Annotated in this window: 17 protein-coding genes and 1 pseudogene; 16 read left to right on the top strand and 2 right to left on the bottom strand. The window is 39.5% G+C overall.

Going from position 1 to position 16,220, the window contains the following annotated elements:
• Nucleotide 1: 1 nt before the first annotated feature.
• The 3 genes from sctT (at nt 2) to ArsFIN_RS01255 (ending at nt 2,655) form a co-directional block, all read left to right on the top strand.
• Nucleotides 2–784: a type III secretion system export apparatus subunit SctT gene (gene sctT / locus ArsFIN_RS01265; RefSeq protein WP_026823356.1), complete on the top strand. Its 783-nt coding sequence runs from the start codon at nt 2–4 to the stop codon at nt 782–784.
• A 5-nt stretch (nt 785–789) separates the two neighbouring features.
• Nucleotides 790–1,839, top strand: coding sequence for an EscU/YscU/HrcU family type III secretion system export apparatus switch protein (locus ArsFIN_RS01260; protein ID WP_026823357.1), 1,050 nt, complete (start codon nt 790–792; stop codon nt 1,837–1,839).
• A gap of 171 nt (nt 1,840–2,010) precedes the next feature.
• Nucleotides 2,011–2,655, top strand: a complete 645-nt coding sequence (locus ArsFIN_RS01255) for a two component system response regulator (RefSeq protein ID WP_026823358.1) — start codon at nt 2,011–2,013, stop codon at nt 2,653–2,655.
• Between the two features lie 13 nt (nt 2,656–2,668).
• Here the strand turns inward: ArsFIN_RS01255 and ArsFIN_RS01250 are convergent, their stop codons facing one another.
• Nucleotides 2,669–5,467: a two component system sensor kinase gene (locus ArsFIN_RS01250; protein WP_026823359.1), complete on the bottom strand. Its 2,799-nt coding sequence runs from the start codon at nt 5,465–5,467 to the stop codon at nt 2,669–2,671.
• Between the two features lie 204 nt (nt 5,468–5,671).
• Here ArsFIN_RS01250 and ArsFIN_RS01245 point away from each other — a divergent pair, with 204 nt between their 5' ends.
• The 10 genes and pseudogenes from ArsFIN_RS01245 to ArsFIN_RS26905 all read left to right on the top strand — a co-directional run bounded on the left by ArsFIN_RS01245 (nt 5,672) and on the right by ArsFIN_RS26905 (nt 11,973).
• Nucleotides 5,672–6,058, top strand: coding sequence for a hypothetical protein (locus tag ArsFIN_RS01245; RefSeq protein ID WP_026823360.1), 387 nt, complete (start codon nt 5,672–5,674; stop codon nt 6,056–6,058).
• Nucleotides 6,055–7,521, top strand: a complete 1,467-nt coding sequence (locus ArsFIN_RS01240) for an EscC/YscC/HrcC family type III secretion system outer membrane ring protein (RefSeq protein WP_026823361.1) — start codon at nt 6,055–6,057, stop codon at nt 7,519–7,521. The genes ArsFIN_RS01245 and ArsFIN_RS01240 overlap by 4 nt, the downstream gene beginning before the upstream one ends.
• Nucleotides 7,522–7,523: 2 nt before the next feature.
• Nucleotides 7,524–8,729 carry a type III secretion system inner membrane ring subunit SctD gene (gene sctD / locus ArsFIN_RS01235; RefSeq protein ID WP_026823362.1) on the top strand — a complete coding sequence of 402 codons (1,206 nt, stop codon included), beginning with the start codon at nt 7,524–7,526 and terminating at the stop codon, nt 8,727–8,729.
• An 8-nt stretch (nt 8,730–8,737) separates the two neighbouring features.
• Nucleotides 8,738–8,935, top strand: a complete 198-nt coding sequence (locus ArsFIN_RS01230) for a hypothetical protein (protein ID WP_026823363.1) — start codon at nt 8,738–8,740, stop codon at nt 8,933–8,935.
• Nucleotides 8,936–9,029: 94 nt separating this feature from the next.
• A complete protein-coding gene (locus ArsFIN_RS01225; protein WP_034249880.1) occupies nt 9,030–9,386 on the top strand; it encodes a hypothetical protein in 357 nt (118 codons plus the stop codon).
• Nucleotides 9,387–9,402: 16 nt separating this feature from the next.
• Nucleotides 9,403–9,959: pseudogene (gene sseB, locus ArsFIN_RS01220) on the top strand (type III secretion system translocon protein SseB).
• Nucleotides 9,960–10,017: 58 nt separating this feature from the next.
• Entirely contained in the window at nt 10,018–10,809 is a 792-nt protein-coding gene (locus ArsFIN_RS01215) for a secretion protein EspA (RefSeq protein ID WP_026823364.1), read from the top strand.
• Nucleotides 10,810–10,818: 9 nt separating this feature from the next.
• The gene (locus ArsFIN_RS01210) at nt 10,819–11,292 is read left to right on the top strand and encodes a SycD/LcrH family type III secretion system chaperone (RefSeq protein WP_026823365.1); all 474 of its coding nucleotides are present in this window, start codon (nt 10,819–10,821) and stop codon (nt 11,290–11,292) included.
• Complete coding sequence (sctE, locus tag ArsFIN_RS01205; protein ID WP_210409091.1) at nt 11,285–11,833, top strand: type III secretion system translocon subunit SctE; 549 nt, start codon at nt 11,285–11,287, stop codon at nt 11,831–11,833. The genes ArsFIN_RS01210 and sctE (ArsFIN_RS01205) overlap by 8 nt, the downstream gene beginning before the upstream one ends.
• Nucleotides 11,815–11,973: a hypothetical protein gene (locus tag ArsFIN_RS26905; protein ID WP_210409090.1), complete on the top strand. Its 159-nt coding sequence runs from the start codon at nt 11,815–11,817 to the stop codon at nt 11,971–11,973. The genes sctE (ArsFIN_RS01205) and ArsFIN_RS26905 overlap by 19 nt, the downstream gene beginning before the upstream one ends.
• Nucleotides 11,974–12,121: 148 nt before the next feature.
• On the opposite strand, the gene ArsFIN_RS01200 is transcribed toward ArsFIN_RS26905, so the two are convergent.
• On the bottom strand, nt 12,122–13,321 hold the full coding sequence (locus tag ArsFIN_RS01200) for an IS91 family transposase (protein WP_135677418.1): 1,200 nt from the start codon (nt 13,319–13,321) through the stop codon (nt 12,122–12,124).
• A gap of 29 nt (nt 13,322–13,350) precedes the next feature.
• On the opposite strand from ArsFIN_RS01200, the gene sctE (ArsFIN_RS01195) reads away from it, so the two are divergent.
• The 3 genes from sctE (ArsFIN_RS01195) to istB are packed head-to-tail and all read left to right on the top strand — an operon-like array spanning nt 13,351 to nt 16,024.
• Nucleotides 13,351–14,178, top strand: a complete 828-nt coding sequence (gene sctE / locus ArsFIN_RS01195) for a type III secretion system translocon subunit SctE (protein ID WP_210409089.1) — start codon at nt 13,351–13,353, stop codon at nt 14,176–14,178.
• Between the two features lie 57 nt (nt 14,179–14,235).
• Nucleotides 14,236–15,276, top strand: a complete 1,041-nt coding sequence (gene istA / locus ArsFIN_RS01190) for an IS21 family transposase (RefSeq protein WP_135677417.1) — start codon at nt 14,236–14,238, stop codon at nt 15,274–15,276.
• On the top strand, nt 15,263–16,024 hold the full coding sequence (istB, locus tag ArsFIN_RS01185; protein ID WP_135677409.1) for an IS21-like element helper ATPase IstB: 762 nt from the start codon (nt 15,263–15,265) through the stop codon (nt 16,022–16,024). The genes istA and istB overlap by 14 nt, the downstream gene beginning before the upstream one ends.
• The last annotated feature ends 196 nt before the right edge of the window (nt 16,025–16,220 follow it).

Raw genomic sequence — 16,220 nt, 5'->3', positions numbered from 1 at the left:
GATGAATAGCCTAATGCAAATGGTGCCTTGGTTGGCATTAAGCATGATGCGGCCCCTTGGAATGTTACTATTATTGCCGCTGTTTAAAGGGGGAGCAATGGGAAGTAGTTTGATTCGTAACAGCTTGGTATTAGTGTTTGCTTTGCCCATTGCGCCGATAATTAAAACCATGCCAATCGATTTCACTCATCAAACTGTAATAGAGTTAGTGTTTCTATACAGTGAAGAGTTACTTATTGGATTAGTGCTTGGTTTTTGCGCCGCCATTCCCTTTTGGGCTATTGATATGGCGGGATTTATTATCGATACCTTGCGCGGTGCCTCGATGTCAACCATCTTAAATCCTTTAATGGGATTACAATCTTCAATTTTTGGCATGTTATTTACCCAAATATTGAGTGTTCTATTTTTAGTTTCTGGTGGTTTCAATGCGTTACTTACTGCGCTTTATCATTCCTACAATGTGTTACCGCCAAATGCACCATTATCATTTAATGCTTCACTGTTGCTATTCATACAGCAACAGTGGCATATGATGTTAGAACTCTGTATGAGTTTTGCTATGCCTGCCATGGTGGTGATGATTTTAGTTGATGTTGCATTAGGATTGATTAATCGTTCGGTAGAGCAGCTTAATGTGTTTTTCCTCTCTATGCCAATTAAAAGCGTATTAGTTGTGTTTCTTCTTCTGGTTAGTATGTATTTTGCATTTAATCACTATTTTATAAAAATCCAACTATTTGAAAAACACGTTTCAACTTTATTCCAACTTTGGCGGGGATGATATTAATGGCTGAAAAAACGGAAAAGCCTACACAAAAGCGGATGAATGAGGCGCGTAAAAAAGGACAAGTCATTAAAAGTAATGAGATAGTGACAGTATTAAAAATGGCTGTCATTCTCGGTTATTTAATTGTTGAAGGGCATGCTTTATTTAATGCAATAGGTGAATTAATTATTTTAACTGTACGCTCACTCTCTTTACCGATCGATGTCGCGGCTAAAACAATTATTGGTTCCTTTATAATGTTGTTGTTACGTTTTATGGTTGGCTTGGTGGTGGTATTAATTGTCACAATCTGCTTAAGTTGTATTGTTCAAACTGGGCCAATTTGGGCGCATAAAAGTTTGGCATTTAGTTTTAATAAAATGAATATTATCAAAAATGCTAAACAAATTTTTTCAATGAAAAATCTATTTGAGTTTGGAAAAAATATTTTAAAGGTTATTGTACTCACTTTGGTTTTTTATTATTTATTAGATTATTATGTTAACCTATTTCAATATTTGCCAACTTGTGGTATTGACTGTGGTGTAATGGTAACTTTTACACTAATTCAATGGTTATGGGGAGGATTCTTAGTTTGTTATATTGTGTTTGCCATAGCAGATTACGGTTTTCAATATTATCATGTAATGAAAGAGTTAAAAATGTCGAAGGAGGATACAAAACGAGAGTTTAAAGATACAGAAGGTAATCCTCAAATTAAGCAAAAGCGTCGTGAAATACAACGAGAGATAACGAGTAATTCAGTGGTTGCCAATGTAAGAAAATCAACAGTGATTATTCGTAATCCAACCCATATTGTTGTTTGTCTTTACTACCAACCTGGCATTACTCCATTACCTCAAGTTGTTGAAAAATTTCAAGATAATATGGCTTTGCATATTGTGAAACTTGCTGAAAAAGCAGGTATCCCAATGGTTGAGAATATCCTACTAGCGCGTGCGCTGTTTCAACAAGTCGAGACGGGACAAATGATCCCAGAAAGCTTGTTTGAACCGGTTGCTGAGTTATTGCGCTTAGTAATGGATCTTCGTTACGATAGTGATGATTGATTAATTATTTATAAAAATTTGAAACTTATCACTCTTTTAGTTGTAGGAATGATAAGCATTATAATGAATAATAAGTTGCATTGTTTTTACTTATTAAAGTAGTTTCCTCCATCGCTTGAGGTTATGAATTTAGAGTATCAAGTGTGACAGAAACCAAGATGGGGAAGTTAAATGATTACTGGGGATTTGAAACGAATCAAGATCGTTGTGGTGGATGATCATGACTTGATCTTTGATGGCTTAAAAAGCTGTCTTGCCCCCTACTCCGATCTGGAATTAGTTGGATTTGTTACTGATGGTCTTGGTGTGTATGATGCCTGTCTAAAATTACAGCCAGACTTAGTGATAATGGATCTTAGCTTACCTGGCATGAGTGGTGTTGAAGCTATTCGTCAATTAAGAAAACGTTGGCCAAAATTGATGGTAATTGTATTGACAGCTTCAGAAGAAGAGCGAAAAGCTCGCGATGCCCTTGATGCAGGCGCTAATGGTTATGTATTAAAACATGGCTCTAAAAGTACACTGATAGCGGCAATTAAAAGTGTCGGTAGAGGTAAGTTTTTCATCGATCCTAATTTGGATGCAGCAAAAATTGTTGCCTTAAAAGGGGTTGAGAATGGGGATATTCCGGTATTAACCCATCGAGAAAAACAGGTACTTAAACTTATTTTCGAGGGCAAGCGTAATCGTGATATTGCTGAAGCATTAGTGATCGGCTTGAAAACAGTCGAAACTCATCGAATGAATATTATGAGGAAACTCGATGCGCATAATGTAGCAGATTTGATGAAATGGGCGCACAGAATGGGATTCTAACAGCTTGGCCCTATTACGGGCCATGATGGATCAGAGATTGATTGTATTCTGGTGCGATTAATAACACCTCAAGTTCATCATTAGAAAACTGGCCTTGTGATTCGAGACGTTTTTCTAATTCTGCTGCGATTTTTGCTATGTTGTCAAAACCGGTAAGGGCTGCGCTCCCTTTTATGTTATGTAAAATGTTTCGTAGATCTTCCCAATTACAGGTTTGTAAGCAATCTTGAGTACGTTTAATCATATCAGAAAAGTGCTGAGCTAGCCGATGGTTAAACTCGTCTTCAGAAAATTTCATAATAGGCTCTGCATTATCGCAGTTAACCTCAGGTTGCATATCGCGATCGATCTGAATTTCGGCTGCCATCTCAATGCATTGGGCTAATTGCTCGAGTGACACAGGTTTAGTCAAATAGCCGTTCATTAATGATATTGTTTTTTCATGCTCACTTGGATTAGCGTTTGCGGTCAGTGCGACGATTGGGCATTCAGTATCTAGAATGACATTACTTTTACGCCATAATCGAGTTGTTTGATAACCATCAATGTCAGGTATTCGTATATCCATTAATACTAAATCGAAAATATGCTTTTTACCCAGTTTAAGCGCCGCTCTACCACTGTCGGCAGTATAAACCATTTGACCAAGTTCAATTAGCATTTGGCTAATAATGTCGCGGTTAGTTGCAACATCATCGACTAATAGTATTTTCAGTTTCCAAGGTATAATCGTTTTGAATAACATTGATGAAGAGGGCAGTGAAATACCGTGTTGGATCTCATACAACTGCTTCCATAATCGCCATGGCAAGTAGGTTAGCTCTTCATTTTCCAGTAATGGATTTTTTCCTTCCTTAGCTTGGCCACCCCACAAAGCAATTTGTGCATGTAGTTTATGCGGCGCAACGATAGGTTCTGGCTGTAAACTCATCGGTGAACTTGGTTCGAGTAAAGGCATACGAAATATGAACGTACAACCATAGCCATAATTACTCTTTAGGGTAATATTTCCACCCATTATAATGGCAATTTTCTCAGAAATAGAAAGACCTAGCCCCGTTCCCACTTTATAGTGTGATGATTGGACAAAAGGTTGGAATATACATACCTGATCCTCTTCTTTTATCCCCGGGCCAGTATCTTTTATATAAAAACAGAGCTGATTTTTTTCTACTTTAATCGTGAGTATGATATGCCCTTGTTCAGTAAATTTTGCTGCATTACCCAAAAGATTGACCAAAATCTGTTGCACTCTTAGTGAATCTAAATTTGAAGATTCTGGTACGTCATTATTGACTATGCAGTGTAATTTAACCGGTTTATCTATTAAATGGGGCTGAATGGTCACCATGGCATCATCAACGATTTTTAGGATCGGGTAACGACGAAGATTTAATTCCACTTGATCGGCTTCAATACGAGAAAAATCTAAGATATTGTTAATAATACTGAGCAACGATTTAGCACAGGTATAGGCGGTATTACGTAAATTAGCTTGTTTTTCGGAAAGCGGCGTAGTTTGCAATAATTCTAACGATCCGGTGATGCCGTTAAGTGGTGTACGTAGTTCATGGCTGATAGTGGTAAGGTGTTCACTTTTACGTGCTGTAGCCCGCTCGGCCAATTGTTTAGCTTCAGTTAGTTCAATGGTACGCATTGCCACTTTGTTTTCTAATTCATCATAACTATGTTTGATAGTATCAAGTAACGCGTTATAAGCGCGGGCAATATCACCAAGTTCATCTTTACGTGATTCAGGTAAACGGCGACTAAAGGTCGGTTGCACATCTTGTTTAATAATATTAACAAAGTGACGAATCGGCTTTGCCAGGTATTGCCATAAAATCCACAACATCACAATGGTCATAATAGCAAATGACAATAATGACCATTTCAATTCATGGACAAAAGGGGTATAGGCAATTTGCTTAATACATGCCTTAGGGATTAATGTGATTTGCTGCCAATTTGGGCCATCGATTTGTTCTGATATAGCATAATAATGGCCAATATCAATGCCATACAGTGATCCTAACAAATGAGTATAAGTTGGCATTAGCATTTTGATATCGGACATCTCCTTTTGAGAGATATTTAACTCGTTGTTGAAAGATAGAACGCCTTTGGGCGTAAGGAAAAAGTTGATATCACTGGCATGGTAAATATTAGAGACATCTAACATATCATTGATATCAATTACAAAACCGACTTGTTGATGATTAGATTTTTGTGATGGCGGCGTGTAACTCATCAGTACATAACTACGTTTGCTAACGGCGTCGTAAAATGGCTCACTCCAACGAAAACCATCTGTTGTTGGTTGCTTGGCTAATGCGGTAATTTCAGTTATTCGTTTGGTTAAATTATTGCGTTCAATCGTGGATAGCGCATAAATAGCGATACTCTTACCAGGTTCAATAATAAATGTATCAATATATCTTTGTTGACCTGAGGTGCCAAAAGTTTGTAGCGCCCATAGATTAGTCATATTTGTTTCCATGGGATGAGAGCCAATATTAATTTGGCGGGCAACCAATTCATGTTGATCTGGAAAATGTAGGCATTCAAACTGGGATTCACTAATGCGATGTTCTAATTGTTGAATGTCAGTAATTGCCTGTTTAAATAAATTACGATTCAAATGAGCCCGTATTTCACTTGTTTGGTGATAGGTCATAAGAATATGTTGTATGGCACCACTATAGATATTGTTATAAGAATTTACTTCGATAAGTATCCATAAACTAATTAGTACCGAAATAAAGGCAAAGGTGAGTTTAGTCACTAAGGACGAACACCAATGTGTATTCATAATTACTCTCTTATCCTAAAACGTATGCACAAAGACATACATACAATTTGTTAACAATAACGCAAATTGCGGTTAAGAATCTACTCAAATTTCTCTATTTATTTTTAATATGTTTAGCTAACGATGAGATTAAGGTATTTACCTGATACGACAAAGATATTGTATTACTCATACTTGTTAACAGATAAAAAAGGTGACATGACGATGATAGAGAGATTTACCGCAACTGGATTGTTTGAAGTTGTTGAAAAAACAGAAAGCAATTGGAACGCAATTTGTGCGGGCAGAAATGCACATTGGTTATCATCTTCTTTCGGTGCCACGGTTGGCGTTCAGATAATACCACCCAACAGTAAAATATGGTACCAACAAGCAAGCTTAGTGCTTGTTAGCTGTCCAGAAGGACGGAATATGGGGCTAAATTATCGAGGTTCTTATTGGGTACTCTGGCAAGCCTATGGCAAAGATATTGATGATAACCTACTTATTCAATCTATTTGTGCTCACCTGGCATTGGCTAAATTTTTGGAAGAAGGTTTGTGTCAACCTGTGACATCACCATCATTGCGCTATCGGAGTATAAAAAGATGAAAAAGAAACTCTGTTGCTTATTTTTATTAACCACCACGGTTGCGCAGGCGGCATCAATTTCTTCCATACACTGGCCGGACAGCGACCCCTTCGTTTATGTCAGCCGTGGGACACCGCTTGCATCGGTAATAAGAGATATTGGTAATTCCTATGGTATTCCTATGGCTATTAGTCCACAAATACAGGATACCTTCAGTGGTCGTATTGAGAACAAAACACCGAAAGAAATCCTGGCATTCTTAGCGCAACAGTATGGCTTAGTTTGGTATTACGATGGTGATGTATTGCATGCTTATAAAGCACAGGAAATGAATAACCAAGTCGTTTCTCTTAGTGCTTTATCAAATGAACGTGCGCTGAATTATATGGGAAAAGCCGGTTTTTTAGATAAAAATAGTTGTGAAGTTAAAGCGATTAATGGATTGAATGCGTTACAAGTTTATGGCGTCCCAGACTGTATCAATAAAGTCACTCGATTTATTAATCAGATTGATCAAGAAGCGAAACAAAATATTCAAACACAGCGTTTAATACGCATTTTCCCGCTTAAATATGCTTCAGCGACGGACACCGTTTATCAATATCGTAAACAAAATGTCACCGTACCGGGTATTGTCAGTGTCCTGAAACAGATGAATCAAACGAATGCCAATGGCGTAAATGCACAACAAGATACAACGTCATTTGCCGCCGATCCAAGGCAGAATGCGGTAGTAGTTAGCAGTAATAAGCACGATATGGGGCTGTATAGCACGTTGATTAAACAGCTTGATATCGCACCAACCATGATTGAAGTATCTGTATCGATTATTGATGTCGATGCGTCAGATTTTAATCAGTTAGGTATTGACTGGTCGGCCAGTGCCAAAATTGGAGGCGGAACGATCTCTTTTAACCAAGGTACATCAGGCAGTGATAATTTTTCAACAGTGATTGGCAATACCGGCAATTTTATGGTGCGTTTGAATGCATTAGAGAAAGTCTCTAAGGCGAAAATACTTTCTCGCCCATCGGTGGTAACACTGAATAATGTACAAGCTGTATTAGATAAAAATATCACTTTTTATACTAAATTACAGGGCGATAAGGTAGCAAAACTAGAATCGGTAACCGCCGGCTCATTACTTCGTGTAACCCCGAGACTGATTGATAGTAATGGTCGCAAAAAAGTGATGTTATCACTTAATATCGAAGATGGTCAGCAAACGAAGGCGATTAATGATAGTGAGCCATTACCACAAGTCCAGAATTCGGAGATAGCTACACAAGCAACTCTGAATACGGGTGAAAGTTTATTACTCGGTGGGTTTGTACAAGATAAAGACCAAACGGTGCAAAATAAAATTCCATTATTAGGGGATTTGCCACTGATTGGCGGTTTGTTCCGCAGTGAAGATCGTAGTAAGCAGAGTGTGATACGTCTGTTTTTAATTAAAGCAGAGCCTATCAATCAAGGAGGCTAATCATGGCAAGCGATTATAAATTGCTATGGTTAAATGGTCCGATGCAAGGGCGAGAATTATTTTTGCCTGAAGGTGATCTGACCATGGGTATCGAGGGTGACATTATTGCACCATTAACCGGGCATTCCTCTTTATCACTGACGGTACAGCCACAAGGTATTACGCTTAATCAGCCCATGACAGTATTAGTTGAAGGCGGGGAGCAGACTGGCCCCATGACAATTCCACTAAATCAAGTCATTGTGCTAGCCGGTATCGGTTTTATGGTTGGGCGAGCTGATGAATCATTACAATGGCGCCCATTACCAGAAGCTAAACTTGCCGACAAAACCAAATGGAGTTTATTACTGTGGAGCGGATTTTCACTCTTTATCTTGCTAGCAAGTTTATTTGTACTGTTATTACCCCCATCAACATCTACCCTGTTTGATCCACATATTTGGTTAAAACAGCAGTTATTGGCACCTGAATTAGGACAGATTCAATCACAGTGGGATAGTAATGGTGGTCTAACGTTGAGTGGTTATTGTAAAAATTTTATTGCTTTGACACAACTAGAAAATGAATTGAAATTACGTGGTATTCGTTTTCGTGACAAAACCATCTGTATTGATCAGCTGGTAGCAAATGTGCAGTCAATTCTAGTCGCTAATGGTTATTTGCAAGCGAGAGTGACAACCGGTAAAGCAGCAGGCGATATTCTTATTTCAGGCGCGATCCAGTCGGGTAAGCAATGGGATAATGTTACCCAACAACTTGGACAATTAAATGGCTTACGTCATTGGCAGGTAATCAATGCGGTTGGTGGTTTTAGTCAGCAATTAATCAATACATTACGCAGTGAAGGGTTATTAAGTGGGTTGATGGTTGAATCTCGCCAAGACAGCATCATTATCACTGGCTTGAGCGACCAGAACAAAGAACAGAAAATACAGCAGCTAGTTGATTCACTTGCTGCTTCAACCGGGCAGCATAGGGATGTAAGAATTGAAAATATTCCTGTGCGCGAAAATTTAAGTGATTATCTTCCGGCCCAGGTTGTTAGTTATGGTGGTAATAGCAAAGCACCGTTTGTTGAGTTAAGTAATGGTATACGACTTAAATATAATAGTCAGTTGGACAATGGTTATGTTGTAAGTTATATCGATTTTACTGGATTAGATTTAAATCGAGATGGTAATTCTGTTCATATTCCATTTTCTTTTTAGGAGGTCATATGACATGTATCACAAAATTGGAAGAGAATTTAAAGCAACAACCAGAATATCAGGCCATTTATTTACAGCAATTAAATAATTGCCAAAAAAGCCTAGCAAAAAATGATGCGAAATATGTGATGGTATTATTGGAGGCTGTAGAAGCAGCAAAACAGGTTATTAATATTTTAGCGCAACGATATAAAAAGCAAAATTAAATAAATATTTATTTTTTACGTTTTACTATTTTATTTTTCTATTTTTTATAAATTTATTTTCATTATTAAAATTTTTTAACCAGAGGAAATAATTATGTTTAATGATATTCAAGCATTAATATCAGATTTGGATTCTCGTCGTTCATTATTATTTGAGCAAATGAAAGAGTTTGAATCTTTGCAAGAAGAAATAAAGCAATTGACCGCAGAATCTGGCCATAGTGCAACCGCACAAAATAAGTTAAAGAAATTAGAACAAGCGTTTCCTGAAGGGATTGATAAATGCCAAAAGGATATTCTTGCTAAAATTAATTCCCTTGAAGAGAATTTCAAAGTTATAGAGAAAACATTTAAATCAATTAATCATGAACCTGATGATGGAAATAGTTCATTGTTAGGATCAGATACTGCAGTAAATACAAAAAAGAAAACTTTTAAATCTTATATTTAGTTATGAGGGCTAAATTATGACTAATCCAATCTTAAACGCACCAGGTAATTATTCTGTCAATGCCGGATCTCTTAATGGGGTTAAAGATAGCTCTGCAATATATGGTGATTCAGTTTTATCCGGCGGTATTGCGATACTCTATATATTTATGAGTTTGTTATCTGATATTGCCAGCCAAAAATATGCTCAAATGCAGCAAAAATCGGATATATCACGTAGTGCCCAGGATATGTTGATGAAATCATCGCTGAGGTCTCTAAAAAAGGTGACAAAGCGACCGGCGAACTGCCCGATGATGTTGTCAAATATATGCGTGATAATGGTATTACTGTTGATGGCATGACAATCGATCAGTATTTGGCAAAAAACGGCAAAGATCTTGATCAAGGGAAATTGCAAGCGGTTAAAGCAGCGCTGGAAACCGTATCAAACCGCGCTTCCGATTTTGTTTCTCAATCGCAACTGCAATTGCAAAAAGTGATGCAAAGCTACAATGTGACGGTTAGTTTAATTAATAGTATGCAAACCATGTTGGCGGAAATGAATAAATCGATTGCGCAAAATATCCGTTAATAGGCAGATCTAACCGTTAATAAATAACGTTAAACAAATTAAATAGTTGGAGGTCGCTATGATCCATTTAACCAGCGGCATTAAAACGGCTTTGTCTCTTAATAAAGGGCAAGTGAATAATAATAATCCCAATAATGGCGATTATGTTATATCCGGCGGAATCGCAGTTCTCTATTTATTTATGAATTTACTTTCTGACATGGCGCAATTGAAATATAACCAGATGCAAATCAAGTCAGAAATGGCGCGTGATGCGCAAGATATGGCTAATCGAGTAGATGAAATCATCGCCAAAATTGCTAAAGAGGGCGATAAAGCGCTGGAAAAATTGCCGCCTGATGTTATCGACTATATGAGAAATCATGGTGTCACCGTTGATGGTATGACGATTGATGATTTCCTGCAACAAAATGATCCTACAGCCGCTTTATTAGCCAAATTACGGGAAAAAATCGCTGAATCAGGTGCCGATGGCATGCAATCAGCCAGTTGGCAAGATGTAGTTCGTTATATGGATGAACATGGTATTAAGGTTGATGGACAACGTTGTAGTGATTATATCTGGGGATTACCGGAAGTCGGTTCTCGATCCTATCAAAAGATCAGCCGGGAACACATGCAACATATTGCTGATGTATTGGCGGCGGCCGGTGGTTTAGATCAAGGGAAGCTAGGAGCGGTTAAAGCGGCGCTGGAAACAGTATCAAACCGCGCTTCCGATTTTGTCTCTCAATCTCAACTGCAATTGCAAAAAGTGATGCAAGGCTACAACGTGACGGTCAGTTTAATCAATAGTATGCAAACCATGTTAGCAGAAATGAATAAATCGATTGCTCAAAACATTCGGTAGGGGGAAGCAATGGATAATAAAGATTTTGCCACTTTACTTGACTTTGTACAGCAAGGTGGGGCGTTGAGTGGTTTGGCAAATGTTGATCAAAAGGATCTTGATTTACTTTACCGCTACGCGATGCAACTGATGACTTATGGCGACTATCACGGTGCCAAGCGAATTTTTTTCTTACTCATGCGACTCAATCAAAGTAATTTTGAATATGTTTATGCTTTGGCAACTTGCTGCCAACAACTGAATGAACATGAAGAGGCTATTTTTTGTTTTGGCCGTGCGGGCATGAATCGTTTGCAAGATCCACGTAGTCCCTACTTTGCGGGTATTAGTTATCTGGCGCTTGGCAATCGACAATATGCAGAAAAGTCTTTTCGTGCTGCGCTAAGGATATGCCGTTGCTTACCGGCTGAGCAATGGTCAGAAGTCCGAGAAAATGCCCAGCAAAAGTTAGCTTATTTAATGGGAGCAATGTGCCATGAATAATATCAGTGTTACTTCACCCATGAATAGAGCGGATATACAAAATCCTAATGTTTATGATAGCAATCCGGTTGAAAAAGCCAGTTTACCTGCGTGGTCTATGCCAACCTATGTTTCGTTGAATGTGGATCGTGATGAAAAAAACGGCGTGGTTAGCCAGCAACAAGCACAACAGGCTTTTGCTCGCATATTGAGTGCCTTTCAAGCTGATGACGGTACTACCTTAAATCAATTAGAAAAGGTATCCATTAACGATATGATTTTACTGGCTGCCAACCTGAGTTTGAAGACATTTGGTGATACGGCGAATGCGGCAGCTAAAGCAAGCCAATTGATGACGGATACCCAAGCATTTTTACGTGATCAACGGGTAAAAGAGTTTCAAGAGCAGCTGGCCAAACAAATTGAGCAATCGGAAAAAGCGCAAAGAGGCGGTATTTTTGCTGCTATTTTTGATTGGATTGTTGGCGCAGTAGAGGCTGTTTATGGAGCCCTCAAGCTAATTGAAGGGGCGCAGTTGGTGATGTGGTTGGTGGTTCATTAGAAATTGCCAGTGGTGCCTCTTATTTAACTGCTGGCATTGCAGGAATGGTCAAAGCTGCAGCTGAAACGGCGATATTGTTAGGTGCCGATAAGGACAAATGCCAGGAAGTCGCGGATATTGCCGGTAAAGTTCATGGTTAGGAATCTCAATCAATACAGTAAGGCATTAATGGAGGTGTTTTGAACTTAATATTTCTATTAAATTCTGACAGTTTTCTCGTTGATTAACCATGAGAACAGTAATTCGGTTAAATTATCATCTAAAAGCCTAATAATAGGCACACTGCTCCTAGGCTGCGGTTTGTAACCATCGTTTTTTGACCATTTTATCCCGCCTTTCTGACAGTAAAGTGACGGCGTGTATTCCTTTTTCCGCACTCATAAACCGCAATCGGTTTCCACATAAAATACATTGGTACGGGTCAGTATTTAAAAAACCTTTGATAAGGGCTCCAAACCCAGGTTTTTCAGGCACATTAGGAGATATCATGTCTAACGCCTCATACACCTTCGGTAATAAGCCCCCGCGTTTGCGATTGGCTAAAAAACCGTAATAACGGATCATCTTAAAATGTCGCGCAGGGATATGACTGACATAACGCCGTATCATTTCTTCTTGGGATAAGGTCTGTCGTCTGTATTGTTGGCTGTGGTGGTCATAGTAATGATGAACCACGGTGCCGCCGCTGTAGTGTTTCAATTGAGAAGCGGAGATAGGGGGACGTTTAAGATAACGGCCCAGATATTTCACATTATGCCAGGCCCCGCGTGTCTTTTTGGCAAAATGTACTTTCCAATAACGTTGAAATTGGGCATTGAGGTAACGGCACCAGGTCTGATAATTGCGAATGTGCCCGAAGCCAGGCAATTTATTGGGTTGTAACTGAAAATAGTTATCCCTAAGGAGTCGAATGACCGCACTGCGCCAGACCTTTTCAACGTCTTTCTTTTTAAAGAAAATCGGTTTCCAGGTGTCATATTGAGTGAGTCCCCCACGCGTGACGGATAAATGAATATGCGGATGTTGATTGAGTTGGCGACCGTAAGTATGCAGCGCACAAAAAATGCCAATTTCGAGGCCTTGGCGCTTGGCGTGTTTGAGCATGGCGCGGGTTGCACAGCGAAAGAGTTGGTTGAGCAAGTACCAGTTATTGTTAAAAAAAGGCCAAAGTAGGTGAGGCATAGTGAGGGTAATATGTTGCCATTCGCAATCCGGCAAAATATGGCGCTGCTGGGCAATCCACTGTTCGGTGCCTTTGAGGCCACACGCACTGCAGGCTTTGGATTTACAGGTTTGACAAAAGAAGCGTGAATGAGAGCATTCAGGTGAAGAACAGCAATAACGGCGAACGCCCATAGCGCAGGTGCTGCAGGCGAGCATCTTTTCGACAGAGAGTAGTTGCCATTCATCCACGTGATTATTTTCGATGAAAAGGTTCCATCCGTCATCGTATTGAAATAGCAGTTTTGCAGGTCTGGGGATGTACATAGAGCAGAGTATAAAAGACGAGAAGGGAATTGCCTAGAAATAGAGCGCCTTTGCCGCGATGCTCACGCCAAAGGCGTGCTTATGTTCAATTGGGCGCAGAAGTTGTCGCCATGGCATTAGATATTTTCCAGGCTGGACGTGCGATATCGGCCACCAGAGCAATCGCCAAAACAGCGGGTGAAACCATGAAAGAAGCGGCGCCGAAATTAGCTGAAGCCGTGGTTAAAAATTCATCACAAGAAATATCTACTATTGCCGAGCAAGTGGGTAAGCAGGTCTCTGAACAGATCGCTGAACAAATTGGTAAACAATTAGTTAGTGGCGTGGAGAAAGGCTTAGAAAAAGTGGCTGAACGTGGCGGACAGATTGCCAAATCATTAAGTAAGGCTTTCAGTCAAGAAGCAATCCAAACACTGGTAACCCAATCTGTTGAGAAGATAGCTACCCAAGCAGTAGAAAAAGGGGTGCAAATCACAGCAGAAGAACTCACTAAACAAGTCACTAAGTTAATCCGTAATGAAGTGATCAAACAAGCGATCAAAGCCTGTACGTTTGTTTCTCTCGATTTGGTATATGTGGCAGCTAATGCTGGTAAAACGGTGACTAGCGGTATTATTGGCCTAGAAAAAGCCAAGTTACAAAAAGAGATTGAAGCATTAATCCTGCAACAAAATTTTATGGAATTCTGTTTTGATTGGTACGACAAAGCGAAAGAACAGCAAGGTAAAACGATCAAAGATCTGTTAGATAAACAGAGTGATACCTTAGCGGGTGTAAGTAAGACGATTAGTGAAACGGGTATGCTGCAAGCGCGCATTGCTAGTGCTGTCACCGATCATGCAAAACTGATCCACTAACGATCATCTAAAACTGATCCACTTGGTATTATTCGCACATTTTTGTACGGATAATTTATGTTAACCAAGGAGATATTTGTGGATATTCATGTTCGCTTTGCACAAGGACAAAGCCTTCGAAAAATTGCCAGTGAGTTGGGTATATCCCGTAACACCGTAAAACATCATTTACAACAACAGACAATGCCAACTTATGCTAAAAGAAGTCAACAACCGACTAAATTATCCCCCTTTAAACCTTATTTGCTTCAGCGAATTGAACTGGCTAAACCTGATTGGATCCCTGCAACAGTCTTATTTGATGAGGTAGTTGAAAACGGCTATCAAGGTGGTATTGCTCAATTACGCCGATTTGTTTGTCAATTTAAACCAAGCATTGTTCCCGAAGTAGTCGTCCGTTTTGAAACACAGCCAGGTCAACAAATGCAAATCGACTTCACCAGCATCCGGCGAGGTAAAAAATCGCTGAAAGCGTTTGTTGCAACGCTAGGCTATTCGCGTGCGAGTTATGTAAAGTTCTTTGATAATGAACGAGCAGAATCGTGGCAGCAAGGTTTAAGAGAAGCTTTCGACTACTTTGGTGGTGTACCACAGGAAGTATTGTGTGATAACGCAAAATCCCTCATCATCGAACGGGATGCTTATGCAGAAGGTGATCATAAATTACATGTCGAAATGCTTCAAATGTCGAAAGATTACGGGTTTAAATTGAAGGCTTGCAAGCCCTACAGGGCAAAAACGAAAGGGAAAGTAGAGCGCTTTAACCACTATTTAAAAAACAGCTTTATCGTGCCATTAAACACCGACCTTCGTGCTCATAATCTTGAACTGGATATTGAAATAGCTAATGCAAAAGTGGGTCCATGGTTACAACGCGTTGCCCATCAGCGAATTCATGGAACAACGTTAGAGAAGCCAGCAGATAGATTAGCTAAGGAAGTTAAGTCTCTTCTACCCTTACCAGCAAGGGTTTGCCAATCTATCCCACAGACTAATACGCTTAATATCCCTATCGTACCGCCCCTTGAATCTGTCAGTTTGCAACACTCAATCAGCGTATACGAAGCATTACTGGGAGGTGAACATGTTATTGCATGAACAAATTGAACACCTGTGTGAGTCATTGAAATTAAATTCTATTCCGACTCATTGGTCATCACTTGCCGAAAAATGCATTGCCCAAGACAAAAGCTACGGAGAGTTTTTACTGTCCCTGTTAAAATGTGAGCAACAACAACGAGATGAACGAACTCGTAATCTTTTGAGTCGGATGGCAGGATTCCCAGCACATAAAGAACTTAATACGTTCGATTTTAAGTTTGCAACGGGGATCCCCAAACAACACATACAGGAATTAAGCGCATTAACGTTTATTGAACGTAATGAAAATGTCGTGTTGCTTGGCCCAAGCGGTGTAGGCAAAACGCATTTAGCTATTGGGTTAGGATTAAAAGCAGTACAGGCCAAGAAGAAAACCCGCTTTACCACGGCAGCTGAACTGATGTTGCAACTCTCAACTGCCAAACGACAAAATAAGCTCAAACAATATCTATCACGTTCGGTGATGGCCCCGAAGTTGTTGATTATCGATGAGATTGGATACCTGCCGTTTGGGCGAGAAGAAGCAAACCTGTTTTTCAATGTGATTGCCAAGCGTTATGAGCATGGCAGTGTCATATTGACGAGTAACCTATCATTTGGGCAATGGCCAAGTGCTTTTGCTGATGACGCAACATTAACTGCCGCTATGCTTGATCGTTTACTTCATCATTCGCATGTACTGCAATTAAGCGGTGAAAGCTACCGATTGAAAGATAAGCGGCGCTCAGGAGCAATAACTGAGTAAAACAGTGGATCAATTTTGATTGATCGGATTTAGATAAAAAGTGGATCAGTTTTCGGTGATCGTTGACACTTCAAAGAATATCGATTCATTATCATTGCCTATCATCAATAAGTATTAAATCCCTGTACAACCGCCCAACCACATAATACACCGGTAAAAAAACTCATTAGTTCCCACATAAATACCTCTGAAAAGG

The sequence above is a fragment of the Arsenophonus nasoniae genome, from assembly GCF_004768525.1.
Taxonomy (GTDB): Bacteria; Pseudomonadota; Gammaproteobacteria; order Enterobacterales; family Enterobacteriaceae; genus Arsenophonus; species Arsenophonus nasoniae.
Note: the sequence above shows the minus strand (reverse complement) of the source record. Positions and strands in the feature narration are given on the sequence as shown.

What these genes read in the sequence shown, in the direction of transcription:
- sctT (WP_026823356.1), top strand. Translation starts at nt 2, where the DNA reads ATGAATAGCCTAATGCAAATGGTGCCTTGGTTGGCATTAAGCATGATG.
- ArsFIN_RS01260 (WP_026823357.1), top strand. Translation starts at nt 790, where the DNA reads ATGGCTGAAAAAACGGAAAAGCCTACACAAAAGCGGATGAATGAGGCG.
- ArsFIN_RS01255 (WP_026823358.1), top strand. Translation starts at nt 2,011, where the DNA reads ATGATTACTGGGGATTTGAAACGAATCAAGATCGTTGTGGTGGATGAT.
- ArsFIN_RS01250 (WP_026823359.1), bottom strand. Translation starts at nt 5,467, where the DNA reads ATGAATACACATTGGTGTTCGTCCTTAGTGACTAAACTCACCTTTGCC.
- ArsFIN_RS01245 (WP_026823360.1), top strand. Translation starts at nt 5,672, where the DNA reads ATGATAGAGAGATTTACCGCAACTGGATTGTTTGAAGTTGTTGAAAAA.
- ArsFIN_RS01240 (WP_026823361.1), top strand. Translation starts at nt 6,055, where the DNA reads ATGAAAAAGAAACTCTGTTGCTTATTTTTATTAACCACCACGGTTGCG.
- sctD (WP_026823362.1), top strand. Translation starts at nt 7,524, where the DNA reads ATGGCAAGCGATTATAAATTGCTATGGTTAAATGGTCCGATGCAAGGG.
- ArsFIN_RS01230 (WP_026823363.1), top strand. Translation starts at nt 8,738, where the DNA reads ATGACATGTATCACAAAATTGGAAGAGAATTTAAAGCAACAACCAGAA.
- ArsFIN_RS01225 (WP_034249880.1), top strand. Translation starts at nt 9,030, where the DNA reads ATGTTTAATGATATTCAAGCATTAATATCAGATTTGGATTCTCGTCGT.
- ArsFIN_RS01215 (WP_026823364.1), top strand. Translation starts at nt 10,018, where the DNA reads ATGATCCATTTAACCAGCGGCATTAAAACGGCTTTGTCTCTTAATAAA.
- ArsFIN_RS01210 (WP_026823365.1), top strand. Translation starts at nt 10,819, where the DNA reads ATGGATAATAAAGATTTTGCCACTTTACTTGACTTTGTACAGCAAGGT.
- sctE (WP_210409091.1), top strand. Translation starts at nt 11,285, where the DNA reads ATGAATAATATCAGTGTTACTTCACCCATGAATAGAGCGGATATACAA.
- ArsFIN_RS01200 (WP_135677418.1), bottom strand. Translation starts at nt 13,321, where the DNA reads ATGTACATCCCCAGACCTGCAAAACTGCTATTTCAATACGATGACGGA.
- istA (WP_135677417.1), top strand. Translation starts at nt 14,236, where the DNA reads ATGTTAACCAAGGAGATATTTGTGGATATTCATGTTCGCTTTGCACAA.
- istB (WP_135677409.1), top strand. Translation starts at nt 15,263, where the DNA reads ATGTTATTGCATGAACAAATTGAACACCTGTGTGAGTCATTGAAATTA.